The following is a 25,332-nucleotide window of genomic DNA, read 5'->3' as shown; positions in this document are numbered from 1 at the left end:
GGGAGTAAAACAATGCGAATCGTAACGGCAGCTGAGGTCGCTGGCCTGCTGCAAGATGGTGATACGCTGCTGATCGGCGGATCCGGCGCGGGGCATGCGGTGCCTGAGGCTCTCATTGAGGCGGTGGAAACGCGTTTTCTGGCGGACGGGACCCCTGAACGCATCACCGCCGTGCACCCGGTGGGACTGGGGGATCGCACCTTTCGCGGCGCGTCCCGTCTGGCCCATAAAGGATTATTGAAGAGGGTGGTATGCGGCACGCTGGTGGATTCGCCTCCTCTGGCACAATTGGCGCTTAACGACGAAATCGAGGCCTATACCTTGCCGCAGGGTGCTTTATCGCAACTGATGCGCGAGATTGCCGCCGGACGTCCGGGTCTTGTCACCCATGTGGGCCTGCATACCTTTGTGGACCCCCGGCTGGGAGGCGGACGACAAAGTCCCCGCAGCAAGGAGGATTTGGTCAAGCTTATCGAAATAGAAGGAAAATCCTGGCTGTTCTATAAGCCCTTCAACATCGATATGGTCTTTTTGCGGGGCACCACCGCCGATGAGGACGGCAATATTTCCATGGAACAGGAAGCCATTTTCGGCGACATGCTGTCAATGGCGCAGGCGACCCGCCGCTGTGGCGGCCTGGTGGTGGCGCAGGTTAAACGGATCGCGAAACGGGGCACGCTGCCGGCCAAAAGCGTGAAAATCCCCGGCATGCTGGTGGATCTGGTGGTGGTGGAACCCCACCAGCCCGTGACCTACCAAACCCAGCACGACTTCGCCTATACCGGCGAACTGCGCATTCCGCTGGATGCCTTCCCCACCCTGGCCCTGACCGAGCGTAAAATCATCGCCCGCCGCTGTGCCATGGAGCTTCGCACCGGCGCCATCTGCAATGTGGGTTCGGGGATTTGCACCGGCATCGGACTGGTGGCGGCGGAGGAGAACATTCTGCACAGCATCGTGCTGACCAATGAACAGGGGCTTATCGGCGGCGCTCCCGCCGCAGGCCTGGATGCCGGCGCCGCCCGCAACTATTCGGCCATCGTCGATCAGCCCTATCAGTTCGACTTTTATGACGGCGGCGGGCTGGATATCGCCTTTCTTTCCGCCGTGGAAATCGACGCTGAAGGCAATGTGAATATCAGCCGTTTCGCCGACAAAATCGTGGGAGTCGGCGGCTTTATCAATATCAGTCAAAACGCCAAGAAAATGGTGTTCGGCGGCACCTTCACCGCCGGCGGCCTCAAAGTGCGCTGCGAAGACGGAGAGCTGCGCATTCTCCAGGAAGGCGGCCACCGTAAGTTCGTTTCGTCGCTGCAGCAAACCTCCTACAGTGGGCCGTTTGCCAATGAACGCGGTCAAACCACCCTGTTTGTCACCGAACGGGCCGTCTTTCGCGCCCTGCACGGCGCGCTGGAGCTGATGGAGATCGCTCCCGGCATTGATTTGGAACGGGACGTGCTGGCCCATATGGCGTTTCGCCCGCAGATTTCGCCGGACCTCAAGACCATGGATGCCCGGCTGTTCCGGGAGGAGCCGATGAATCTGCAGGAAGCGCTGGACGGCCAATCCTGGCCGAGTCATCCCCGTCTCTCCCTGCTTGGCAAGGGGGAGCGGTGATGGAAAACGCTATCGTTGACGGATCGACCCGCCTGTTCGGCATTGTCGGCGATCCGGTAACACAGGTAAAAACACCGCAATTAATGACCGCTATCTTCAGGGCGCAGGGCATCAATGCCCTGCTATTGCCCTTTCAGGTGGCGCAGGAGGGTTTTGAGGCCGCCATGCGGGGGCTGATGAGCCTGCGCAATCTTGACGGGCTGGTGATCACCGTACCCCACAAGGTCCGGGCATGCGGCCTGGTGGACAGCCTCTCCCCCCGGGCCGATCAGGTAGGCGCCATCAACGTGATGCGCCGTTTGCCGGACGGTACCTGGTACGGCGATATGTTTGACGGGGAGGGCCTGGTGCGGGGCATGCAAAAACAGGGCTTTAGCATCGAGGGCAAACGCATCAAACAATTGGGGGCCGGCGGCGGCGGTTCCGCCGTGGCCGTTGCCTTGGCGGCGGCCGGGGCGGATACCATCACGCTTTGCGATCCGCGGCAGTCGCTGGCGCAAGGGCTGGCGTCCCGCATTAATCGTTTTTATCCCCGCCGTCCCGCCGGCGTGACCGCCGACAGCGCAGGAACGGAAGGCTACGATTTGCTGGTGAACTGCTCGCCGGTGGGTATGCGGCCCGGCGACGGCATGCCTGCGCCGTTCGGTGAGTTCGACCCATCCCTTGGGGTGGTGGATATCATCATGCATCCGGAAGAGACCCCCCTCCTGGCCCATGCACGCCGGTGCGGCTGCCGGGCCATGAACGGAAAGCCGATGATCGAAGGACAGCTGGAGTCGTTCTGCAACTTCTTCGCTATCCGGCAACCCTGATCGGCCGGGCCATCGCGACTGTCAGCCCCGTCCCGTGTCAAGACTAGAAGGAAAGGCAACATCCATGAAAATAAAATCTGTTAACGCCGCCGATCTGCTGCCGGCTATCCGGCGCATGTGGGAGCTTTCGGCAGTCAAAATACGCTCCATAGATGCCGCCATGGATCGAAGCCAGGGGGCGCCGGTACATACCGTGGCGGGCCGCTACCAGGCCAAGGGCTGGACGGACTGGACGCAGGGGTTCGAGTTCGGCAGCGCCGTACTGCAATTCGATGCCACCGGCGATGAACAGTTCCTTGATATGGCCCTTCAGCGCATTCGCCATGAGATGCCGACGCACATTACCCATTTCGGCGTACACGACCACGGTTTCAACCAGATCAGCACCTATGGCAATCTGTTGCGCCTTATCCGGGAGGGCCGTTTACCCGCCGACCGGGGAACCCTTGATTACTACCAACTGGCGTTAAGGTGCTCGGGGGCGGTACAGGCCCATCGCTGGACCGCCATTGGCGAAGGACAGGGATATATCCACTCCTTCAACGGCCCGCATTCGCTGTTTATCGATACCCTGCGCACCCTGCGCATCCTCCTGGTGGCCCACAGTCTGGGACATGTCATGAAAGACGAGGGAGATCGGGTGGTCTCTCTGCTGGACCGGGCCGTCGCCCATGCCCGAACCACCGCCCGCTATTGCGTATTCTACGGCGAGGGGCGCGATATTTACGATGTGCGCGGCCGGACCGCCCATGAAGCCATTTTTAATATCAAGAACGGCGATTTCCGCTGTATCGGCACGCAACAGGGCTATTCCGGTTTCTCCACCTGGACCCGCGGTTTGAGCTGGGCCATCTGCGGTTTTGCCGAGCTGCTGGAATATATGGCGCAGCTGAGCCCGTCCGCGTTCGGCCCCGGGAACGATAAAGCGAAGGTGCTGGACATGATGGACCAGGCGGCGGCGGCGGTATGCGATTTTTATATCGATCATACCACCCTTGACGGCATTCCCTACTGGGATACCGGCGCGCCGGGATTGGCGCGGATGGCGGATCCCTATGGCGTGGTTTCCGATCCGGCCAATGATATCGAGCCGGTGGACAGTTCCGCCGCCGCCATCGCGGCCCAGGGCCTGCTGCGCTATGGCGCCTGGCGGCAATCCATCGGCGATGGGGCGGGCGAACGCTACACCAGGGCGGGTTTGACGGTATTGGAAACCCTGCTGGGGGATGTTTACCTTAGCGGCCATGAGCATCACCAGGGGCTGGTCCTGCACAGCCAGTATCACCGGCCCAACGGGTGGGATCATGTGCCCGCCGGGCATCTTATTCCGTTTGGCGAGGCCACAATGTGGGGGGACTATCACATGCGGGAACTGGCGCTGTATGTGCAGCGGCTGGCGCAGCAGGGCCCGTACCTGACTTTTTTTAACATCAGCGGAGAAACCCGATGAACGACACTCCTGCCCCGCGCATCTTAGCCTCCGGCGAGTACGGCTATGGCGATGTGAATATCGGCGATAGCTATAAAACGTCCGGCATTACGGTAACCGAAACCCATGTGGTGGGTTTCGCCGGCCTGTCCGGCGATCTCTTCGATGTGCATATGGACGATCAGTTTGCCCGAGAACAGGGCTTTCCGGGGCGAATCGCCCACGGCCTGCTGGGATTATCCCTGGCGGACGGGCTGAAGACCCGCTGCGCCGTACGGCTGCGCGGCGTTGCGACACTGAGCTGGAACTGGTCGTTTCGCGCGCCGCTGATGATAGGCGATCGCATTCACGCGGAGATCGCCATCGCCGCCAAACGCGCCACCAAGCGGGACGATCGCGGTATCGTGACCTTGGGGATCAAAGTCATCAATGATAAAGCGGTTACCGTGCAGGAAGGAGAAACGCAGCTATTAATGCAGGTTTAGCGGGGTTGCGCCCAGGGATGGGCGCTTGAGGGATGGCAGCGTCATCTCCATCAGCACCGTTTCCCTTTAACAGGCTCGCCGCACGTCCAGTGATAGCGGGCTTACCGCGCCGTGGGGCGCTCGATCGGGCGGTAAAACCACGCCCGCGTCGACCCTATCAGCACGCTCTCCCTTTTACTCGATCTTTGCTCGCCCGGCGATAGCGGGCCTGCTTAGCTTATGCCTTTGCGCCGCTGTTTGACCTGCGTCATCAATTGGCCGCTGATAGCATTACTCCATTGCAATGAGATTGATTGTCATACAAACTTACTTATCGGCAAGGAACTTTCCTCCCCCCGCGATCGGAGCGGTCCGTTAATAGCAACGCGATTTTTCATGGCAATGCCGGCTTTCACACCGAAGGGAAAAAGCTTATAACGACGTTGAATTGAAGATGAATAAAACGCAGTTTTGAGGACACTATGGCGAAAAAAGCACAGGTTACCGCGGTAGCCAAAAAAACATCCATGTATGACAACATTAAGGAAGTGGCCAAAAACCGACTTATCGCTTACGGCTACCATGGAACAACGTTCGGCGCCATCGCGGAATCCCTGGATATCACCACGACTAATATTCATTACCATTTCGGCAGTAAAAGCAAACTGGTGGAAGAGGTGGTAAAGGATTACGTGGCCAATGCCTCTGTGCAGCACCAAGCCATCTGGCTGGACGAAACCACCTCTCTGGCGGAAAAAGTGCAGAATGTGGTGAAATACAACTATAAGCTCTACAAAAAATTCAATCGCGGTAAAAATTCCAAAAACCCCTGGAGCCTGATAGGCCGAATGCGGTTGGAGAGCGACGTGCTGAGCGATGAAACCAACGCCTCTTTAAGATCTTTTACCCAATCCATTACTGAAGCCATTGTCCTGGCGGTGGAAAGGGCGCGGGATAATGGACAGCTCAAAGCGGATACCCCTTTGGAGGACTTGGCGTTTTTACTCATTAATTTGGTGGACAGTTCGTCGGTTTTTGCCCAGGACGCGGGTAACTTCGAGCGGCTGGAGCAATTTTTCAATGCGTTTTCCCACGTTGTGCTGTCCGTTTATACCGTGGAACCGGCAACGGAACCCCCCCACAAGGCTGTTATGGAGCCTTGAGCCATGCAACAAGGCGAAAACACATCAGCGGGCGGCTCTAGGATATTTCGGATTTTGCGCCGCGGGTTAATGCCTTTTCAATGGATTACGGGTATTGTTTCTGCAGTATTGCTTGCGCGCCGACGCCGCGTTAACGGGCGCTGTTAATGAAGACTCAACTTTTACCAGAGAGGACGGCATATGACATGTGAATTAACATATTCTCAGGTGACTTCCCTGTGCTTTATCGCTTTTATGATTTTAGCCGGCGCTATCTGCTGGATTCATGTATGGCAATAAGGCCATGATTCCGACAGTGGTCCTGTAATTTCCCCTGACTTCACTGCCGTACGGGGTGAATACCCCCGTTGCGCATCCGTGCTCTTTCGGTTAAATCCGCTGTTAACTATCCCGCACGGTCTGGGCGACGCGGTGGATGCCCCTCGTCCTTTCTGCTTTTTTGCACTAGCTAACAGAATCAACCCAAATCGGCCCCGTTGCCTGAGCGGTCTGCTATGATCAATACAGGCTAAGAAATTGGTTAGGAAGGCTAATGAAAAATCCACCGACAAACACCGGGCAATGGCGATGAAATGCCTGGTTCTTTGCTTAAGCCTGCTGTTATTAACCGGTTGCGGCAGCGCTTTGGGATCGTTATTCAGAATTATCCCCACGGATACCGATGTATGCCCGCACGGACATAATCCCTTTACCAATCAATGTAATCCATAACGGCGGTTCAGGGTTCGCCTGACGCGCGGCGGCCTTGAAACCATCCCGCCTTCTCTCCTGTCCGGGATTTTTAATGCCTTGGCAAAAGTGGCGAATCAGTCACAGCGGACCGTACAAAAATACGCCATAATTACCTCGGTTCAGCCAGCAGGGGGTAACGATATGCGCCAAAAAGTCGATCTTCATATGGTCCTGCTCGGGGTATTTTCATTAGTGGTATTGGTTGCCCTGGCGTTCGGATCCTGACCGGCCGCCATGGTTTCCGGCGGATAGCCGGCGCGGGTGGATTGCGCCGGCTATCCGCCGGCCGAAGTCTGCCCGCCACCTGGGCCGATAATGCCTGAAGCGGATTTTATCTGCGTTGTTTCTCTTATAAATCGAACACCCTTCATACAGGAGCGACTGACTCCCCTGGGCTCCTATAGCTGAAAACCATCTAAGGCGGAACCAAAACCGGTTTCAGGCAGTCCAAGAAAAAAGCATACTTCTGGCGAAGAGGTTCTGGTGGAAATAGTGGCTGATGTTTGAGGCGAAAATGCTTGGACGTTTCCTTGTGACTCTATTGGGTTTGTTATTTGCAGCCTGGATTGCGGTTATCGTTAATTTCCATAATCTCGCCATCCATATCGACCGCGGGATGGATCATCTTGAGTCTTTGCGGAAAAACTCCCTGGATATCATTTCTCTCACGGAAAAACAGAACCGTGCCGCCCGCGCCGAGTCCCAGGACGCCGCGCGCTAACCTGGTCTGCCGGTTTTAACCCCGTCCGGACGGCAAATCGGCATCGGGGTTGGGGCGTACCCTCTGCACCACCGTGAATTCACCGTCATCAAAGCTACATCGAATCCGCCCGTCCACTTTGCCTATCCGCAGGTGGCGATAGCGGGCAAGAAAATAGACGCCGATTATGGCCGCGCCCACACCCGCGAGGGCACCGATGCCCAAGGCCCAACGGGGTCCGAACCTGTCCGCCACCCACCCCACCACCGGTGAACCGATGGGAGTGCCCCCCAGCGCGATGGCAAGCAGAATGGCCATTACCCGACCGCGCATGGCCGGCTCAGTGGATAATTGCACCAGGCTGCTGGCGGTGGTGGTGAATGTCTGGGCGGACATGCCGATAATCACCAACATGACGCTGAACAGCAGGTAATCGGGCATCACGGCGGCCAACGCCAGGCCGCTGCCGAAAATGGCGGCACCCACGCACAGCAAGGCGATATTGGGTTTTTCCCGTCGGGCCGCCAGCAATGCGCCGGCGATTGAGCCGATGGCCATGGTGGAGGTCAAGAATCCATACTGATTGGCGCCGGCGTGAAAAATGGTTACTGACATGGTGGAAATAAAGATCGGAAAATTCAGGCCGAAGGTACCGATTAAAAAAAACATCAGCATCCCCATGCGCAAATCCGGCCGCTGCCAGATATAACGAAACCCTTCGGCAAGACCGCCACGGCTGCGGGGAGCCCGCAGGCTTGCATGCAGTTCGCCGGTGCGCAAGAGCAGCAGCGCGCCGAGCACGGCGATAAACGACGCCGCGTTCAGCAGAAATACCCACCCGGTGCCGATAATGGCAATCAATCCCCCGGCCACCGCTGGTCCTATCATGCGCGCGGCGTTAAAAGAGGTGGAATTAAGCGCCACCGCATTGGACAGATCGGCCTCTCCCACCAAATCCGACACAAAGGTCTGGCGCGCGGGCGTATCAAACGCCGCGGCGGCGCCGAGCAAAAAGGCGAAAACGTAAACGTGCCACAGCTGTACCCAGCCGGTGACGGTAAGGACGCCTAATCCCAAGGCCAGAATCCCCAAGGCCGCCTGCGTCACCATCAGCAGTTTTCGCCGGTCGAAGTGATCGGCGGCAAAGCCGGTTAACGGCAGCAGGAGCATCTGGGGCGCGAACTGCAGCGCGATCACCACCCCCAGAGCGGTGGCGTTATGGCGGGTCAACTGGGTCAGCACCAGCCAGTCCTGGGCGGTACGCTGCATCCAGGTACCGATATTGGAGACGATCGCACCGCCGGCCCACAGCCGGTAATTATAAATCGCCAGGGAACGGAACATGCCATTCATCGCTATTCCTCAGCGCGCCGGCGTCGTGGGGTGCAAAACGGAGGGCACCGCCGTCGCCTGTAAAATGCTCAAGAGCGGGAGCCGTCAAGAAGCGAGATAATCTCCCCGCTGGCGCCGGTTTCACCCAGCCGCGGAAAAATCCGGCTGATGCTGTTGATATGGGCATCGGCATTGGTGTCGGTCATGGCATCAACGGCAAGGGTAACGTTATAACCGTTTTCATGCGCATGGCGCGCGGTGGATTCAACGCCGGCGCTGGTGGAGATGCCGGCAATCACCACCTGCGTGACGCCCGCCTGTTGCAGATAGCCGTTAAGATCGGTATGGCTAAAGGCGCCCCAGGTCCGCTTGGTGACCCGGTGATCGGAAGGCTGCGCATTAAGCTCCGTCGCCAGCTCGGCCCAATCAGCGGAAAATGACCGGTTACGGCTCTGCTCCGTCCGGCCCGGCGCGCCGGCGTCCACGTTCACCAGCACTACCGGCAAGCCGTGCCGGCGAAAAGCGTCAGCCAATTCCCGGGCATGCCGTAATACGTCCGCCACCGGATGTACGGTGGGGTAGGACAATATGCCCTTTTGCAAATCGATAAGAATGAGCGCGGTGTTGGGATCTAGAGTGGTTAATGCCATGGTATTGCCTCTCCGGTAAAGGAATAAGCATTAGGTTAACAGTTAGCAAGGCAATCTACAAAGGTAAACTTCTTATATTGATTTCAAAATGTGCCAAGGGTGTTTTATGCTGAAACCGGCTTGGGTACCGGCCGTTCGTTTTAATCCAGCGATAATAAGAGAGCAACTGATGCCTTCAACTCCCCGTTTTCGCCGCGCCATAGCGGGTTGCATGATTGCCTTGCCGATATTGGCGTGCAGTGCCGTCCCGGTCGCGGCGGCGGCGCCGTCCTGCACAGCGGCCGCCTCGCCGGCCTGCTACCTTCAGTTTAAACCGGCCGGCGCCAAAGGGATCATGCACTACTACGCCTCCCGGCCCGCGGGTAATAGCAGGGCCGATGCGGCGCCCACCCGAGCGTTGATTGCCGTACACGGCCATCCCCGCGATGCCGATAAAACCTTCGACGCCGCATTGCTGGCGACCCGCCGTGCCGGACGGATGGAGGATACCCTGGTGGTGGCGCCGCTATTCCAGGTTGCCGATGCAGACGCGGGGAAATGCCATACGGCGGGGGTACCCGCCGCCCGCGCCGGCGACTTGCTTTGGACTTGTGAAAGCTGGCTGGACGGCGGCGTGGCGTCCAATGACGCTATCGGCTCATTCGATGCCCTCGACGCCCTGGCGGCGACGCTAAAGCGTCAATGGCCCAGCCTCAAGACTATCACAGTAGCGGGATTTTCCGCCGGAGGACAGATGGTGCAGCACTACATCGGTTTTGCCGCCGATCCGGCCGGGGTATCGATGCGTTACGTGGTGGCGGACCCCGGCACCTGGCTCTATTTTCATCCCCTGCGCCCGCAGCCCGTCGCTTCCGGACAGCCGGCGGACTGGTCCCTATGCACCGCCGCCGATAGCGGCGCATGCCGTTTTCGGATGACGGCGCCGGCCAAGGATTGCCCTTCGGTGAATCAATGGAAGTACGGTATGGAAAACCTGCCGGGACATCTCGCCGGCAACGCCCCCCGAGCGCGTCGTCACTATGCCAAAGCCGACATACATTATCTTGAGGGCGCTCTGGACAGCAGCGCCGCCAAAGGCGCCTTTTATCCGATTCTGGACAAGTCCTGCGCCGCGGCCGTCCAAGGTCCCTACCGGATGCAACGTGGACTGGCCTATGCCGCCTACGATCGCGCCCTGCTGGCCCCCGATAAAAAACGGACCGTCACCCTGGTGCCGGACTGCGCCCATGATGTCGGCTGTGTGTTCCCCTCAGAGGCCGCCCGCCCGGCGCTGTTCGGCGATAACTGATTCGGGAGTAAACCACGGACAATCATCCTTGGTAACAAAATATGCAATTATTTTTGGTTCATTATTCAGATAAGCAATCTGTCTTGAGACTATTATAAAAATCCAATACGCTTTTTAGATTTGTACTTCATTCCGATATTTTCATGCCATCTTCATCATAAATAGTACGTGCTTCTATAATCAATTAACGGGACTTTACAGAACTAATCCTCCCACTTTTCGGCGCGATTACGTCCGCGCTGCTTGGCTTGATATAACGCGATATCCGCGCGGTTCATCAATGCGTCCACCCCCTCTTTACCCTGGTGTTCCGCCACGCCGCAGCTTACTGTGACCGGTATGGTCTTGTTATCGAAAATCAGCGGCGATTGTTCAATTAACGCGGACAGCGTTGTCATCCGCGCCAGGGCCTGGACGCTGTCGCAGTCCGGCATCAATACCAGAAATTCGTCCCCGCCCCAGCGGCACAGGCTATCGGTGCGGCGCAAGGAAGTTTGAATGATTCCGGCAATGTGCTGAATGACCCGGTCGCCAATGCCATGGCCGTGATAATCGTTGATGGGTTTAAAATGATCAATATCGATGATTGCCAGCGCAACCGGCGTCCCGGTCAGTAAAGACCCGCGCCTGTGCTGGAAAAGAAGAAAACGTAATTCAAACGCTTGGCGGTTCATGACGCCGGTGAGTTTATCCGTGGTGGCCATGTGTTCCAGCCGGCGCTGGTAGCCGCCGATGGTCAGCCATAATAATAATAAAAAGACCACGCTCACCGCTGCGCCGATGCCCAGATTCTTTAGCAACGTCATATAAAGCACCCGTTGCAAGGGATGATCCCGTTGTTCCACCATTAAATACCAATCGAACTCCGGCAGTAAACGGGTATTGAGCAGCACCTGCCGGCCCTGGTCCCGGTATTGGTAACTGCCGCCGGGCACGGTGAGAATCGAGGTGGTTAACGGGCCTATTCCGGGCTGTTGGCGGATATTCATCGCCCGTTTAAAGGACTGTCCGTGCAAGACCACTTGACCGCTTTTATCCACAAAATAAATGACGCGGTTATAGCGCTGTTCATATTTTTCAATCAAGACCTTGATCTTTTCCACCGAAATGCCGATACCGGTAAGGCCGATAAAGTTTCCCTGGTAATCCTGGACCTTATAGTTGACGAAGATATCCAAACGGGCGTGATCTTCCGGGTCCAGGCGGACATCGATAAAATAGGATTTATCGGCGGGCAGGCTTTTGGCCTGGAAATACCATTGATCCCGGCGCGCCTTTTCAGACACCGTTTCGAGCACCCGTTTAGGATCATAATAACGATCGGTTTTATCGGAAACGAAAAATGAAAAGATGGTATCGAAGCGGCGATCAATCTCGCTGAGATAGCGGATCATGGCGTTAGGATCCTTTTCATGATCCAGCACCCAGTCGCGAACGAAGGTGTCATGAGCCATCAGCGATGAGACAAAGATGGGCCGCAACAGGTCTTGCTGAATCTCTGAATAGACATTATCACTGGTCAGGGGCAGGGTATTCTCTTCGATTTCGTTGTTTAGCGACTGCCGCGCCACCTCATAGCTGCTCCAGCTGATGAGCAAAAAGGCGCCCAGCAGCATCAGGGTGAATAAAATAATGGCCCGTGTTTTAGTTAACCGATAAGGGCTGTTCATCCATTTCCCCTGAAGTGTCGTGTCTTTGACAAAAACGGCCAATGCGCATGGCTAAGCATAACGGATACGAGTGAAACTATCCTGCTGTATTCCGGCCATCACAGGCGGGGGTACGGGATAATATAAGAATTGCCTGCTTCACAGAATGACAAATACCCTAAATAATCCGAGTTGCAGGCGCAGAGTTAACCTCATGGATGAGCCGAGTATCGCCAACGTACCTGCAATTTAAAGTATGACAGGTATAAACATTTATTTTATCGCATAGCCATTACCTAAAGGAGTTGCAGATGTTCATCGTCGAGTTGACCTATGAGGAACCGATTGAAAAGGTTGAAGAGCTGCTGGAAGGTCATATAGCCTGGTTGAAAGAGTTTTATGCCGCCGGCGTGTTTATTGCATCCGGCCGGAAAGTCCCTCGCAACGGCGGGATCATTTTCACCAAAAGTATGGACCGTTCAGAGCTCAATACCGTTCTGTCGTCCGATCCCTTTAATGCCGTGGCGAATTACAAGGTCACCGAATTCCTGCCCTCCATGACCATTCCGTCGCTGGAAGAGCTGAAAACGATTTAACCGGGCATCAGGCTACCACCACCTGGTTGCGGCCTTGCGCTTTTGCCCGGTACAGCGCATCGTCGGCCTGTTTAAGCGCTTGCTCCGGATTTCCCGCCTCAGGCGACCATAAAGCCACCCCCGCGGAAATGTAAACGCGCCCTACGCTGGGGAAATCCGTCGCCGCGATATTGGTCCGCAGACGCTCGGCGATATCGGTTGCGATACCCATCGGGGTCGCGGGCAGCAGCATCAAGAACTCCTCTCCGCCAATCCGGCACAAGACATCTTCACTGCGGGAGCAGGCCCGCAGCTGCTGCGCCATACATTTGAGCACCTGATCCCCGACATCGTGGCCATAGGTATCATTCACTTTTTTAAACTTGTCGATATCAAAAGCAATGACGGCAAAGCCTTGATTCGCGGACGAATAGGCAGCCAGCGCCAGCGATAAACCGCGCCGGTTATGCAGCCCGGTCAACGGATCCGTTTGTACCTCGGTCTTCAGGGTACCGATCTTTTTTTGCAGCAGGCTGATGCCCACCAGCATGGCGCGTTTAAGCTGCGCCACTTCAAAATACCAGGACGGAATGCGAGTGATATCATCAAAAATACCGGTCCGATCCATGTCGTTTGCGCTGCGGGCCAGCAGCCATAGCGGCTGGGAAATCAGGCGGGCGAACAGCCAGGCCGCCACCAGGGTCAGCAGGGTCAGCGGCAGTGTTCGGTGCAATACGCTTAGCATCAGGCCCCGCAGGGACATTAAGGTATTGTCCGTGGTCCGGATGGTGATGATGGTCCAGTGCGACAACGGCTCCGCGGCAAAACCCGCCAGGATATTGATTCCCGACTGGCTGGCCTCCTGTAGGCTGCCGCGGCCCTGACGCTGCACCGCCGTACTGAGTTCCCCGTGCGCCATCGGCTGTCCGATACGGGCGGCATCATCGTGATAAATGATTTTACGTTCGTCATCAACCACGTAAGTATAGGAGCCCGCGCCGTGAAAATTTTGCCCCAGCATTTCGTTCAAAATACTTTTTTGCTTCAGGTAGATGGTGCCGCCCACATATCCCAGGTAGGTCCCGTCCTCGGCGAAAACGGGCGAAGAAATAAAGATCAGCAAATTGCCCGTGACGGAAACATAAGGTTCGCTGATGTTCGGCACGCGAATCCGCAGCGCCTGTAAAGCGCCGGGAGTCGTCAGCTTCCGACCTTTGATTTGTATGGATTCGGGGGAGGTGGCCAACACCACCCCCTCGGCGTTCACCACGGCGACCGAGTTAAAACTGTTGGTTTGCAGCAGCAGGCGCTGGGCCTCCGATTGCAGCAGGGCGGAGTTGCCAAAATCTGCTGAAATCATGGCGGAGCTATAGGCCAATTGACGGTAAAGGCTGACAAAAAACAGATTGGTCGTATCCGCCAGCTTGGCGGCGTAGTTTCGATTGGCTTCCAGGGTATCGTCAATCAGCAGTTGCCGCTGTACCTGGTAAGTGGCGAAAAAACCATTGGCCAAGGTGACCAGCGCGCTCATTACGGCCAGAATCAATATCAGTCGCCGCAAATCCATATGCAGGAACGAGTTTGTTTGTCTATCCACGAGCTAAACCCACGGCAAAACGGATGCGCTATAGTAGACTTGACTTTACTGACTGTAAAAGGGTGCTAAAGCATTCACGGAATATTTTTGTCTCCTGCGGTAAAAGGCCATTCCGTTTATCAATCGATTATATTAATGCCACCCGATACTTAGCGGAAAAATTTGAACTCGCTCAAAATTTCATTATAAAAATATTTTTTTTCATCCGGGATGATCGGAATGAGGTCTTTCGTTTTTTGCCGGTTTTAACGACGATAAAGTGTATTTATGTGAGCCCCATCACTGCAGTCTTCCCCTGATGGTCATTCTTGACCGGGTGATGGCACTATTATCAAGGCCGCTTTGTATGGGTAGACTATAATAATAGGTTTTACATTGACATCACCGCTCAACCCTTCAATACCGGCTGAGCGGATTCGGGCCTCCTCCAGGAAATATTCTGTTTACAATCCCTAGAATCTTCAATGAATTGCATTTGATTGTATAACCTATTGGCCGGTGTTTTTTTCCCGTTGCGCCAATAAACAGTACCTTTCTATTTCCGTAATTTCCGTCATTGCAATACCTCGGCGGCGGGGTAATACTGATTTTTGTATGCAACAATTAACCTACATATCATTAATGGAGTTGCAGCAATGACCATAAAACAGCAACAAATTTATATAAACGGTGAATTCATTTCCAACCCCGGCAACAAATGGATTGATGTGATCAATCCTTCCACCGAGGAAGTTATTTCGCAGGTTCCCGATGCCGGCATTGAGGAAGTCCGTAAAGCTATTGACGCCGCTGAGGCGGCGCAGAATGACTGGGAAGAGTTGCCGGCCCAGGAACGCGGCCAGTGGCTGCATAAAATCGCCGCCGGCATCCGCCAAAGGGAAGAGGAACTGACCGCCATTATCGTCGCCGAGGGCGGTAAAACCCAGGGGCTGGCCAATACCGAAGTGCTGTTCACCGCCGATTACCTTGATTACATGGCGGAGTGGGCGCGGCGCTACGAAGGGGAAATCGTGCAAAGCGACCGACGCAATGAACATATCCTGGTGTTCAAAAAAGCCATCGGCGTCACCACCGGCATCCTGCCCTGGAACTTCCCTTTCTTCCTCATAGCCCGTAAGGCGGCGCCGGCGCTGGTCACCGGGAATACCATTGTCGTCAAACCCAGCCAGCTGACGCCCAACAACGCCATCGCCTTTGCCGAGATCGTCCATGGGGTGGGGTTGCCTAAGGGGGTCTTCAATCTGGTGACCGGCCGTGGATCTGTCGTGGGCCAGGAGCTGGCGGCCAATCCCAAAGTCGGCATGGTCAGCCTGACCGGCAGCGTGGCGGCCGGGGAACAAACCATGGCGGCCGCCGCCAAAAATATCACCAAAGTGTCGCTGGAACTGGGAGGCAAAGCACCCGCCATCGTGATGGCCGATGCGGATTTGGACCTGGCGGTGAAAAGCATTGTCGACTCCCGCATCATTAACACCGGCCAGGTCTGTAACTGCGCGGAACGGGTCTATGTGCAGGAAGAGATAAAAGACGCATTTATTTCCCGGCTGACCGCGGCCTTTAAACAGGTTAAGTATGGCGATCCGGCGAAAGAAAAACAGCTGGATATGGGACCGCTGATTGAAGCCGCCGCGCTGCAAAGCGTGCAGGAAAAGGTGGATAAAGCGGTTTCCCAGGGGGCAAAGGTGGTGCTGGGCGGGAAACGCGCCGAAGGCAAGGGGTATTTTTTCCAGCCGACGCTGCTGGTGGATGTACAGCAGGAGATGGATATTATGCATGAGGAAACCTTCGGTCCGGTATTGCCGGTCACCACCTTCCGCACCCTGTCCGAAGCCATTGCCATGGCCAATGACTGCGAGTTCGGCCTGACCTCGTCCATTTATACCACCGATCTGAACAACGCCATGGTGGCCATGAAAAAACTGAAATTCGGCGAAACCTACATTAACCGCGAGAATTTCGAGGCGATGCAAGGTTTCCATGCCGGATGGCGCAAATCAGGCATCGGCGGCGCCGATGGCCGGCACGGCCTGGAGGAGTATCTGCAAACCCATGTGGTTTACCTGCAATATCAGGCTTAAATCACACAAATAAAGCGGACGGGGGGGAATAATCGCATCAGCCGCGATACCCCAATCGCCCCCGATCCGCTTATGGGAAGAATACCGATATTCCAGGGAGATGTGCCGCCTTATGAAAATCGCCTTGTTTATTCCTTGCTTTATCGATGCCTATTTTCCCGAGGTGGGCATCGCCACGCTGGAGCTACTGGAACGCCTGGACTGTGAGGTGGATTATCCCCTGACCCAAACCTGCTGCGGCCAGCCCATGTCCAACAGCGGCTGCCAGCGTGACGCCGCGGGCTGCGAGGCCCTGTTCGTGCGTAACTTCAGCGGCTACGATCATATCGTGGCCCCCTCCGCCAGCTGTGTTCATCATGTGCGCGAACATCTGGACGCCATCGAACAAACCGACGACGTGCGGCGGGTGCGCCGCAACACCTATGAGCTGGTGGATTTTCTGCATGATGTCCTGCAGGTCAAGGCATTCCCCTGGGCGGCGTTTCCCCATAAGGTCGGCCTGCACAATAGCTGTACCGCCCTGCGCTCCCTGGGCCACGCCTCGGTATCGGAAGTTGACGAACCGCCGTTTTCAAAGCCGCTGGCCCTCTTGAGCGCGGTAAAGGATATTCAGTTCGCCCACCCCCGCCGCCCGGACGAATGCTGCGGTTTCGGCGGAACCTTCAGCGTAACCGAAGCGCCGGTATCGGCCAAGATGGGGTATGACAAAGTCAACGATCATAAAGACGCCGGCGCCGAATACATCGTTTCGGCGGATATGTCCTGCCTGATGCACCAGAAGGGCTGCGCGCAGCGTATGGGGGCGGAGGTTAAATTTATGCATATCGCCCAAATCCTGAATGGCGCCCATGCCTGAGCCCCGTGCCGGAGACCGATATGAAAGCGATTGACCACGTTAAAGGCTCGCGGGAATTCCTGGCCAGCGAAAAGCACCAGACCTTCCTCGATCAACGGCTCTGGACCCTGCGACAGCTGCGCGACGCCCAGATGAAGGCCCATCCGGAATGGCAGCAGCTGCGCGACCTCGCCTCGCAAATCAAGGAGCATACCCTCACCCACCTCGATTTCTATCTGGAGATGTTCGAACGCAATGCCCTGGCCAACGGCGTGAACGTCCACTGGGCCAAGGATGCGGCGGCCCATAACCGTATCGTCCATGAAATCCTACGGTCCCATGGGGTGAAGACCCTGGTGAAAAGCAAATCGATGCTGACGGAGGAGTGCGATATGCGCCCTTATCTGGCGGCGCGGGGCATTGATGTCATCGAAACCGATTTAGGGGAGCGCATTCAGCAGTTGGATAATGAGATGCCCAGCCATATCGTGGTGCCGGCGGTGCATAAGCTCTCCATCGACGTGGCCCGGGTGTTCGCCGATACCCTGGGCACCGATCCGGACAATGCCGATCCGCACTATCTCGCCGGGCAGCAGCGGGATAAAACCCGCCCGTACATTCTGCGGGCCGAGGCGGGCATGACCGGCTGCAACTTTGCCGTCGCCGAAACCGGCGCCGTCACCGTCTGCACCAATGAAGGCAATGCGGATTTGAGCGCTAACGTGCCGAACCTGCACCTGGTGTCCATCGGCATTGAAAAAATGGTGCCCGCCACAGCGGATCTGGGGGTGTTTATCCGCTTACTGTCCCGCAGCGCCCTCGGTTCGCCCATTACCCAGTACACCTCCCATTTCCGCGCACCGCGCCGTGGAGGCGAGATGCATTACATCCTGGTGGATAACGGCCGCAGCGCGCGGCTGGCCATGGAGGATTTCTGGTATTCGCTAAAATGCATCCGCTGCAGCGCCTGCATGAATACCTGCCCGGTCTACCGGCGCAGCGGCGGCATCAGCTATGGCGCCGTCTATTCCGGCCCTATCGGCGCCATCATCAACCCCACCATGGATCTGAAGAAATACAGTACCCTGCCGTTCGCCTCGACGCTTAACGGCAGCTGTACCCAGGTCTGCCCGGTGAAAATCAATATTCACGAGCAGATTTTCAAATGGCGCGAGATCGTCGCCCGCAATAACGAGCTGCCTTTTGCCAAAAAAAGCGCCATGAAAGCCGCCGGCAAGATACTCGCCAGTCCCGCCCTGTACCGGGCGGTGGTGGACACCGCCAACGCCGTAGTGCCTAAACTGCCGCGTATTCTGCTTTATCATCCCCTGAACGCCTGGGGCGAGGCCCGGGAAATTCCGACATCGCCGCGCCAGAGCTTTCACCGCTGGTACCTGGAGCACCGACGCCCCATCGACAAGGATAAAAAGCCATGAGCGATCGTGATGAGATATTGCGCGCCGTGCGCAACCACGCCATGATGCCGGTGCCTCGGCCAGAGCTGCCTGATTTTGCCGATCGGTACCCGGCAACGCCGGAAGCCTTTGGCGTCTCGTTGGCTATTATGGGCGGCATATGGGATGAAAGTCTTATCAATGCGCCGTGGGATGGAAGCCCGGCGGATTATGCCGCGCTGTCCGGCTATATCCGCGGGCTGTTTCCCGCCGGCGGCGTGTTCTGCTCGGCGGTGCGGGGCATCGACGGCGATTTGGCCATCGGGCCGGATACCCCCGCCGCCGCGGTGGATCATGTGGAGGTAGGCATCGTCCGGGCCAGGTTCGGCGTGGCGGAAACCGGCTCCATCTGGCTGAGCGAAGCGGAATGCCCGGTCAATGCGCTGGGTTATCTGGCGCAGCATCTGGTGGTGCTGCTGTCGGTGAAGGATATCTTGCCCAACCTGCACGCGGCCTACCGGCGCGCAGAGTTTTCCACCGCACGCTATTCGGTACTGATGTCCGGCCCCTCCGCCACCGCCGATATCGAAGGCGTATTGATTCGCGGCGCCCAGGGCGTTCGCAGCCTGCGTGTGATCGGCCTGCCTGGATGAATGTTTGTTTTCTTGCCCCCGCAACTGGAAGCGTGAGATAAAAGTATCGAGCCCGACGTTATCAACACCATGCCGGCGGCAGGATACCCCCCAAAACGTCCGGGAAATTTTCGCGGATATGGCCAACCATTAAAAATGATACCATGGCGCTGCAACTTTGGGCGCCTTCCAAGCCCAGCAGGCGGTTTTTCCAATTGGTAAAGGCATTTCCCCTCCCATTCATAAACACCTTCTCATCAAGGGCATTGGCTTTTTCCATCAATGCACAGGCATAGCGTCTGAGCATTTCCGGGGATTCATGTTCAGTGCCGAAAATCGCGCTGGAGGAATATTTCGTGAATACCGCCGCCAGGCTCAGCAGCGTTTTGGCCTGAACGTCATTACCGGCCGATGAGAGGCCATAGGCCATAATAATCTCGTCGTAATGCCCGCTGGTAAGGCTATAGTCGCCGGAATCCGTTGAATAGGTCAGTTTCGGGCGGAAGACTTTGCGCAATTCTTCCTGGCTTTCCGGACTCACCAGCTTTACCTTTGACGTTTTGGAACGCGTTGCGGAGATAAATAATTCCTGCCGTTCCCCAAGCCCTAATATTCCAAGCAATTTTGCAAAGCTGGCGAGCTGTTCCGCAAAGCGATAAGGCGCCAAAAATAATTTGAAATCCTGGTCAAACAGCGTTTCAGGAGGGTGATCGCTTGGCAGCAGATTTTCCCCCCGCCGGTTATACAGATAAAAACCATCCCATACGGGCTTGAGAGGGTCAGGATGCAGCATGCCTTGAAGGGTATGCGCAGAGAGCAGCATAACCGGCCCGTCAGGTCGAGAGGGGAAGAGTATATGATTCGCGGCGTGCTCATCCCTCCAGTCAGGCCGCTGGGCGCCATAATCGCCAAACTCATCCACAGCGGCATACGGTCGCACCCTTTCATGATTCAGGTAGCTATCATAAAGCCGGATGATGCTTGCCTTGATAGCGTCGTTCCCCGTCTTCATTCCTTGGGCAACCCACTGGATAAATGCGCTGTTATGAGTAAACATCCGTTCCGGCTGATGTGAGAACAGGCCCGCAACCTGTTCAAGCCCGTCGTCACTCAACAGCGGCAAGGCTTTCGTATCATATTGACCGAGGTAGCGATCGCAAACCCCATCCAGCCAGGCTGTGATGCCGGCATCACCGCTATAGGGAGCTTTAGACAAGACATCCCTCAAAAGAAGCGCCACGCTCGATACATCAACGTCTTGCAATGAATGCATCAATTCGCGGGCCATCTGTACTTTAACGTCAGCATACCGTTCATCAATGCTGTCCATCATGGTCAGCAGGCTGCCGTTCCTGCCGCTAGCCCTATGATCAAGAAAGATTTTTATATTGCCTGCATCCCAGAGGGGGAAGTAAAGCAACGGACCTTGCCGTGAGAGGTTGCTCAGGTTGACCCCATTGAGTTTAGCTCCGTTCAAATCGGTATTACACAGGTAAGTCCCGGCCAGTTGAACGTCAGTAAGATCGGTTTTCAACAGAATGGCATTTTTGAGAGAGGCTTCGCCCAGGTCAGATTTGCTAAGGTCGGCCTCACGCAGGTCGGCGCCGCTCAAATCGGCTCCGCGCAGATCGAGTTCGCTCAGGTCGGCTCTTCTCAAGTTAGCGCCGCGCAGGTCTATATTTCCCTGGTCCGTTAAAGTGATGGCTGAAAAAGCCAGGTCATGCCGCTGGCGTATCAGCAAAACGGTGCAAATACGGCAGAAGGCAATTTTATCCACCTGCGAGTCGACACTTTTGCCGTCCTGGCTCACCCGAATGGCGACGGGGCCGGCTTCATCATGATTTTCTCCCGGCAGCATAAAGGTGACGGTATAACCGGCATAATCAATGATAAGCGTTTGCGGAAGGATATAAGAATCTTTTGATGGCAAGGCATTATCAAGAGCAGTGGCCAAGGCTTGCGTAAACGCATCATATTGCACCGCGCGCTGCTTGCACAGATAGCCGGCGGTAAAAAAATTCACAATATGCTCCAGAATCCCCCGGAGGGAATTCGCGTCGGATCTCGCCGTTTCAGTGCCGATGCCTGCAACGGCTTGCGCCATGACGTTCATCCGTGCTGTATTGATATTGATTAAAGGCATCTACCGCTCCCCGTGCGTCAAAGTCGCCCCAACGCATGATCCAAAACTCTTTGGCCAAAGTTAGCACGGTAACAATTGGGAAACTTGCAGAAAATACTCTCTTGATAGAGATGGCGAAGATGAGAATTTTAGTGGAATAAGACAGCTCTTTTATCTCTTTAGCGAAAACGTTATTCGGTACCCTGTGATTTAAGGGTAAGAACGTTTTTTAGCTATTTAGGTATCGCCACGAAGAATGCGGCGGCGCTTAAACAGTCTGACGGTTTTGCGTCAGGACGACGCATTTTGCAGCAGCTTGTCGTGCAGTTCGGCAGCCAGCACTTCAATACGTTCGCTCAGCTGTTTGGTCAACGCCGTCAGCTCGGTATTTTGTTCCAGCAGGGCCATCATCTGCGCGGAGGTTTGCGCCGACAGTTCCTGGCGCTCCGCGTTGGCGACCGCCAGTGCCTCCCGGTGCTGGGCATCGGCATCGGCATTGGCCTTATCCCGTTCCGCCTGGCGCGTTTGCGCCAGCAATATCAACGGCGCGGCGTAGGCAGACTGCAAGCTGAAGGCCAGATTGAGCAGGATAAACGGATAAAGGTCGAACTTGGCGAGTCCCGAAACATTGACCACTATCCAGGCGACAACGATGAAGGTTTGCGCGCCGAGAAACATCGGCGTACCAAAAAAACGCGCAAACGCTTCCGCTTTGCGGGCGAACCAGCCGTTGCCGAACGGCGCGGCAAGATGGTGATTCCGCCGGTGGAAGCGCAAATGATCAACGAGCTGCGGTTTATTGTTAGACAGCGCCGGGCCGGTTGGCTTTTCCATATTATCCCCATTAAAACCATTAAGATTGAATGAAAAACGTTAAATGCCGCATATGATAGCCGACAGAAGGCGTCACTGACTAACCACCAATTATGACCATTTGTTTACCCATAGCGTACAGGATATTCCCAGGGTATACCTCCGCCCAAACACTGAAGATAAAACGGCAATTCTTGACTAAGTAATGGTCGTTCAGTAACATTTTCAAAATGATTTTTTTTATAGAATTTATACTCGGAAAAAGTAATGGGCTGATAGGAATTGCGGTTTTTTTTAAATGCCTGTTTAGGGGTAAAATCCATATCGAAAATAACTGAAATATTATTTTCCTTGCTCCATTTAAGTCCTAATTTGGATGACCTTCTAAAAAACATGCTGCTGAAAATACCTGCAATTCGCTCTTTATTGGGTGATTTATAGTTCTGCAAGGCAATAAAACCCTCCGTATCACCCAATATCATAAACTTATCAAATAAAAACCTTATATCTTTTAGTTCATTTGAATCCAGTTTCGGGCCTACGGCATGATTTTTTTTAACCAGGTATTTAAAATTTTCGCGATTGGATAGCGTGTGTTTTGCGACTCTTTTTCTCAATGCCGACTGCAGTGAAATGAAGTCATATTCCCGTTGAAGGTAAGCGGACCAGGAGCGTAGTAAATACCTGGCGGTTTCATCATCGATTTGCGTCGTCTGGGCAAACTGCCTGACCGCGCTACCTCTGACCTTTATACCTTTTTGAATTTCAAGTATTTTATTTGAAGATAAGTTACCATGGGCAAGCATGAGCGCTCTGTTAAGCAGGTCGACGGTGATTTTATCGACGCCGTCCGCCCGTTCAAGATCCCGCACCCCCATGAATCCATACATCAGGGCGACAGGCCTAGGTTTGCGCTGCGCATCGTTTTTTACGTTTGCGGCGGCAAGGCTGTCATTAGTGACCTTGACCAACCCGCCTGCCAGTTTAGTGTTTGTCGCCATGCCCGGAGTCTCGGTTAATCCAGCAATACAGGGCGTGACGGTAAATTTTTGCTTTAGGCCGTTATTCGTTTTAGAAACATTATCCATGTCAAAAATCCTCGCCGGCGGCCGGCATATACAGGTCATCAATTGTGAAAGTGAGGTATATATCGCGACAGCCGCGATAGGGATGGTTCCAGCTTAATCAGGATGAGAGAAGGAATATATCTTTTGAATTCAATATAGGATTAAAAAGTAATGTCCCGGCAAGCAAACATATAAAGGAGCGACATGGCCACCGGGGCGTTATCCCTCGGCAGGACGGCTTTCCGGCAGGCTATCACTATCGGCTCCCTGGCCGGCCTCGCGATCCGCCAATCTTGCTCGTTGGTATTGAGCGGTATAAGCCTCGATAATGGCGCTGATCAGCCCGCCGAAACGTTCATGCAGATCGTCATGGCGCGGCATATTGTACATTTCCACGCCCTTGCGGACGCTGCGTATAAGCCCGGCTTCCCTCAGCACCTTGAAGTGCTGGGACAACGTGGATTTAGGTACGCAACGGTCGCTGACTTCCAGAAATGCCGAACAGGTTTGCGCGCAATCGCCCCGGGCGATTTCTACAAAAATCCGGGCGCGCACAGGATCCGCCAAGGCATGCAGGATACCCTCGACGGTAATATCACTGGCTGCGGGGTGAATTATCGGTCTCATGAAAATATTTATAACAGAGTATTGACAAAGAGTCCATTAGTTCATATTTTACGAACTATACTAGTTCAATAAAACCGAACTAATGTACTTAAACTTAATCTTCGGAGCCCCATATGAGCCAACTTACAGATAAAATCGCTATCGTCACCGGCGCCTCCAAAGGCATCGGCGCCGCCATCGCCAAGGCCTATGCCGCCGCCGGCGCATCAGTGGTGGTGAATTATGCCTCCAGCCGTGAAGGGGCCGATCGGGTGGTGGCGGAAATCGTCGCCAACGGCGGCAAAGCCGTTGCGGTGCAGGGTGACGTGGCCAAAGCAGCCGACGTGCGCCAGCTGTTTCTTACCACTAAAGACGTATTCGGCGCACCGGACATCCTGGTGAACAATGCCGGGGTCTTTAAGTTCGACTCTATCGAAGAAGCCACCGAAGCGGAATTCCATCGGCAATTCAATATCAACGTGCTGGGGATTTTTTTAGCCGTCCAGGAAGCGCTGAAATATTTCGGTCCGCAAGGGGGCAGCATTATCAATATCAGCTCAATGGTCAGCACCAACCCCACAGCGGGTTCCGCCATCTATTCCGCCACCAAAGGCGCTGTCGATACCCTCACCGTAGAGCTGTCGCGGGAATTGGGTCCCAGACATATCCGGGTTAATGCCATTGCGCCGGGGGGCGTGGAGACGGAAGGCGCGACGACGGTGGGCGTGGTGGGCAGCGATTTTGAAAAGATCCTGGTGGCGCAGACGCCGCTGGGCCGCTTCGGGCAGCCGACGGATATTGCTAAAGTGGCGGTATTCCTGGCCTCCGACGACGCGGCCTGGCTGACCGGCGAACGGATCGCCGCATCCGGCGGCTGGCGCTGAGCCTGCGGCTGAATCACTTGCTTTATACTTTACCCCGCATATAATTGAGTGATTACTCATTTATAGATGGCGCAACCGGTGTCCGCCGGTTATGTCATCGGCTTAAGGCCGGCGGAGAACAAGGTATGAAAGTAATTATCTGGGGAGCCACCGGCATGGTGGGTCAAGGCGTATTGCGGGAATGCCTCCGGGCTGAAGATGTGACTTCTGTTATCGCGGTGGGCCGAAAGGCCCCCACCGTTCAGCACTTCAAGCTGCAAACCGTCATTCAGGAAGATATGCTCCATTATGGCGCCATCACCTCAACGCTTACCGGACTTGACGCCTGCTTTTTTTGCCTCGGCGTCAGCTCCGTGGGCAAAAGCGAGCAGGAATATACCCGGATTACCCATGATATGACCTTGGCCGCCGCCACGGCGCTGGCAGCGCAGAATCCCTTGATGACATTTGTTTATTTGTCCGGCTCCGGCGCCGACAGCAGCGGCAAAAGCCGCACCATGTGGGCGCGGGTGCGGGGCGGCACGGAAAATGCCTTACGGACGCTGGCGTTTAAGAGTGTCTATATACTTCGGCCCGGCATCATCCTGCCCCGGCACGGCGCGGTGTCCAAAACCCCCTTTTACCGCTTTTTTTACAGTTTCCTGGGCCCGCTGCTGTCATTGATTCGCCCCCTGTGGCCCGGTGCTATTCTAACCACTGAAGTAATGGGGTTGGCGATGCTTAATCTGGCCCGCCGGGGATTTCCGGAAACTCTGCTGAATGCCAGGCAAATCAACGACCTTGCCCGGGAAAAGCTCCCGTTATCCTAGACTGAAAATTGTGCAACGTTTACATCCTGTAATGGTATGATAAATATCATGACGATTTATCCTTACCAGCGGGAAGGAACCGAC

22 protein-coding genes are annotated in these 25,332 nt (G+C 55.5%); 14 read left to right on the top strand and 8 right to left on the bottom strand.

Annotated features, from left to right (window positions below; all coding sequences use genetic code 11):
* Window positions 1–12: 12 nt before the first annotated feature.
* The 6 genes from ACL2XJ_RS13960 (at window position 13) to ACL2XJ_RS13935 (ending at window position 6,938) form a co-directional block, all read left to right on the top strand.
* The gene (locus ACL2XJ_RS13960; RefSeq protein ID WP_413726810.1) at window positions 13–1,617 is read left to right on the top strand and encodes an acyl CoA:acetate/3-ketoacid CoA transferase; all 1,605 of its coding nucleotides are present in this window, start codon (window positions 13–15) and stop codon (window positions 1,615–1,617) included.
* The gene (locus ACL2XJ_RS13955) at window positions 1,617–2,429 is read left to right on the top strand and encodes a shikimate dehydrogenase family protein (protein ID WP_132923034.1); all 813 of its coding nucleotides are present in this window, start codon (window positions 1,617–1,619) and stop codon (window positions 2,427–2,429) included. The genes ACL2XJ_RS13960 and ACL2XJ_RS13955 overlap by 1 nt, the downstream gene beginning before the upstream one ends.
* 64 nt (window positions 2,430–2,493) lie before the next feature.
* On the top strand, window positions 2,494–3,879 hold the full coding sequence (locus ACL2XJ_RS13950; protein ID WP_413726809.1) for a glycoside hydrolase family 88 protein: 1,386 nt from the start codon (window positions 2,494–2,496) through the stop codon (window positions 3,877–3,879).
* Window positions 3,876–4,343: a MaoC/PaaZ C-terminal domain-containing protein gene (locus ACL2XJ_RS13945; protein ID WP_413726808.1), complete on the top strand. Its 468-nt coding sequence runs from the start codon at window positions 3,876–3,878 to the stop codon at window positions 4,341–4,343. The genes ACL2XJ_RS13950 and ACL2XJ_RS13945 overlap by 4 nt, the downstream gene beginning before the upstream one ends.
* A gap of 461 nt (window positions 4,344–4,804) precedes the next feature.
* Entirely contained in the window at window positions 4,805–5,485 is a 681-nt protein-coding gene (locus tag ACL2XJ_RS13940) for a TetR/AcrR family transcriptional regulator (RefSeq protein ID WP_413726806.1), read from the top strand.
* 1,231 nt (window positions 5,486–6,716) lie between these two features.
* Entirely contained in the window at window positions 6,717–6,938 is a 222-nt protein-coding gene (locus ACL2XJ_RS13935; RefSeq protein WP_132923037.1) for a hypothetical protein, read from the top strand.
* 15 nt (window positions 6,939–6,953) lie between these two features.
* On the opposite strand, the gene ACL2XJ_RS13930 is transcribed toward ACL2XJ_RS13935, so the two are convergent.
* The gene (locus ACL2XJ_RS13930; RefSeq protein WP_413726805.1) at window positions 6,954–8,270 is read right to left on the bottom strand and encodes an MFS transporter; all 1,317 of its coding nucleotides are present in this window, start codon (window positions 8,268–8,270) and stop codon (window positions 6,954–6,956) included.
* 68 nt (window positions 8,271–8,338) lie between these two features.
* Window positions 8,339–8,899: an isochorismatase family protein gene (locus tag ACL2XJ_RS13925; RefSeq protein ID WP_132923039.1), complete on the bottom strand. Its 561-nt coding sequence runs from the start codon at window positions 8,897–8,899 to the stop codon at window positions 8,339–8,341.
* A gap of 169 nt (window positions 8,900–9,068) precedes the next feature.
* Here ACL2XJ_RS13925 and ACL2XJ_RS13920 point away from each other — a divergent pair, with 169 nt between their 5' ends.
* Complete coding sequence (locus tag ACL2XJ_RS13920) at window positions 9,069–10,187, top strand: hypothetical protein (RefSeq protein ID WP_413726804.1); 1,119 nt, start codon at window positions 9,069–9,071, stop codon at window positions 10,185–10,187.
* 203 nt (window positions 10,188–10,390) lie between these two features.
* Here the strand turns inward: ACL2XJ_RS13920 and ACL2XJ_RS13915 are convergent, their stop codons facing one another.
* Window positions 10,391–11,857, bottom strand: coding sequence for a diguanylate cyclase (locus ACL2XJ_RS13915; protein ID WP_413726803.1), 1,467 nt, complete (start codon window positions 11,855–11,857; stop codon window positions 10,391–10,393).
* A gap of 290 nt (window positions 11,858–12,147) precedes the next feature.
* On the opposite strand from ACL2XJ_RS13915, the gene ACL2XJ_RS13910 reads away from it, so the two are divergent.
* Window positions 12,148–12,432: a YciI family protein gene (locus ACL2XJ_RS13910; RefSeq protein ID WP_203522488.1), complete on the top strand. Its 285-nt coding sequence runs from the start codon at window positions 12,148–12,150 to the stop codon at window positions 12,430–12,432.
* A 7-nt stretch (window positions 12,433–12,439) separates the two neighbouring features.
* On the opposite strand, the gene ACL2XJ_RS13905 is transcribed toward ACL2XJ_RS13910, so the two are convergent.
* The gene (locus ACL2XJ_RS13905; protein WP_413726893.1) at window positions 12,440–13,978 is read right to left on the bottom strand and encodes a diguanylate cyclase; all 1,539 of its coding nucleotides are present in this window, start codon (window positions 13,976–13,978) and stop codon (window positions 12,440–12,442) included.
* A gap of 665 nt (window positions 13,979–14,643) precedes the next feature.
* Between ACL2XJ_RS13905 and aldA the strand changes: the two genes are divergently transcribed.
* The 4 genes from aldA to ACL2XJ_RS13885 all read left to right on the top strand — a co-directional run bounded on the left by aldA (window position 14,644) and on the right by ACL2XJ_RS13885 (window position 18,968).
* Window positions 14,644–16,086, top strand: a complete 1,443-nt coding sequence (aldA, locus tag ACL2XJ_RS13900) for an aldehyde dehydrogenase (RefSeq protein ID WP_132923043.1) — start codon at window positions 14,644–14,646, stop codon at window positions 16,084–16,086.
* 112 nt (window positions 16,087–16,198) lie between these two features.
* The gene (locus ACL2XJ_RS13895; RefSeq protein WP_132923044.1) at window positions 16,199–16,942 is read left to right on the top strand and encodes a (Fe-S)-binding protein; all 744 of its coding nucleotides are present in this window, start codon (window positions 16,199–16,201) and stop codon (window positions 16,940–16,942) included.
* 20 nt (window positions 16,943–16,962) lie between these two features.
* Entirely contained in the window at window positions 16,963–18,357 is a 1,395-nt protein-coding gene (locus ACL2XJ_RS13890) for a lactate utilization protein B (protein WP_413726802.1), read from the top strand.
* Window positions 18,354–18,968, top strand: coding sequence for a LutC/YkgG family protein (locus tag ACL2XJ_RS13885; protein WP_413726801.1), 615 nt, complete (start codon window positions 18,354–18,356; stop codon window positions 18,966–18,968). The genes ACL2XJ_RS13890 and ACL2XJ_RS13885 overlap by 4 nt, the downstream gene beginning before the upstream one ends.
* A 61-nt stretch (window positions 18,969–19,029) precedes the next feature.
* On the opposite strand, the gene ACL2XJ_RS13880 is transcribed toward ACL2XJ_RS13885, so the two are convergent.
* From ACL2XJ_RS13880 to ACL2XJ_RS13865, 4 genes are all read right to left on the bottom strand, one after another.
* Entirely contained in the window at window positions 19,030–21,090 is a 2,061-nt protein-coding gene (locus tag ACL2XJ_RS13880) for a pentapeptide repeat-containing protein (protein ID WP_413726800.1), read from the bottom strand.
* A gap of 270 nt (window positions 21,091–21,360) precedes the next feature.
* A complete protein-coding gene (locus tag ACL2XJ_RS13875) occupies window positions 21,361–21,903 on the bottom strand; it encodes a DUF1003 domain-containing protein (protein WP_413726799.1) in 543 nt (180 codons plus the stop codon).
* Between the two features lie 104 nt (window positions 21,904–22,007).
* Window positions 22,008–22,970, bottom strand: coding sequence for a hypothetical protein (locus ACL2XJ_RS13870; RefSeq protein ID WP_413726798.1), 963 nt, complete (start codon window positions 22,968–22,970; stop codon window positions 22,008–22,010).
* A gap of 198 nt (window positions 22,971–23,168) precedes the next feature.
* Window positions 23,169–23,576, bottom strand: a complete 408-nt coding sequence (locus ACL2XJ_RS13865) for an ArsR/SmtB family transcription factor (RefSeq protein ID WP_132923050.1) — start codon at window positions 23,574–23,576, stop codon at window positions 23,169–23,171.
* 113 nt (window positions 23,577–23,689) lie between these two features.
* On the opposite strand from ACL2XJ_RS13865, the gene ACL2XJ_RS13860 reads away from it, so the two are divergent.
* The gene (locus tag ACL2XJ_RS13860; protein WP_413726797.1) at window positions 23,690–24,439 is read left to right on the top strand and encodes an SDR family NAD(P)-dependent oxidoreductase; all 750 of its coding nucleotides are present in this window, start codon (window positions 23,690–23,692) and stop codon (window positions 24,437–24,439) included.
* A 125-nt stretch (window positions 24,440–24,564) separates the two neighbouring features.
* Window positions 24,565–25,248: an NAD(P)H-binding protein gene (locus ACL2XJ_RS13855; RefSeq protein ID WP_413726796.1), complete on the top strand. Its 684-nt coding sequence runs from the start codon at window positions 24,565–24,567 to the stop codon at window positions 25,246–25,248.
* The last annotated feature ends 84 nt before the right edge of the window (window positions 25,249–25,332 follow it).

Source organism: Sodalis sp. RH16, from assembly GCF_047324245.1.
Lineage (GTDB): Bacteria > Pseudomonadota > Gammaproteobacteria > Enterobacterales > Enterobacteriaceae > Acerihabitans > Acerihabitans ligni.
The sequence above is the reverse complement of the archived record's forward strand: the minus strand, read 5'-3'. Positions and strand labels throughout refer to the sequence as shown.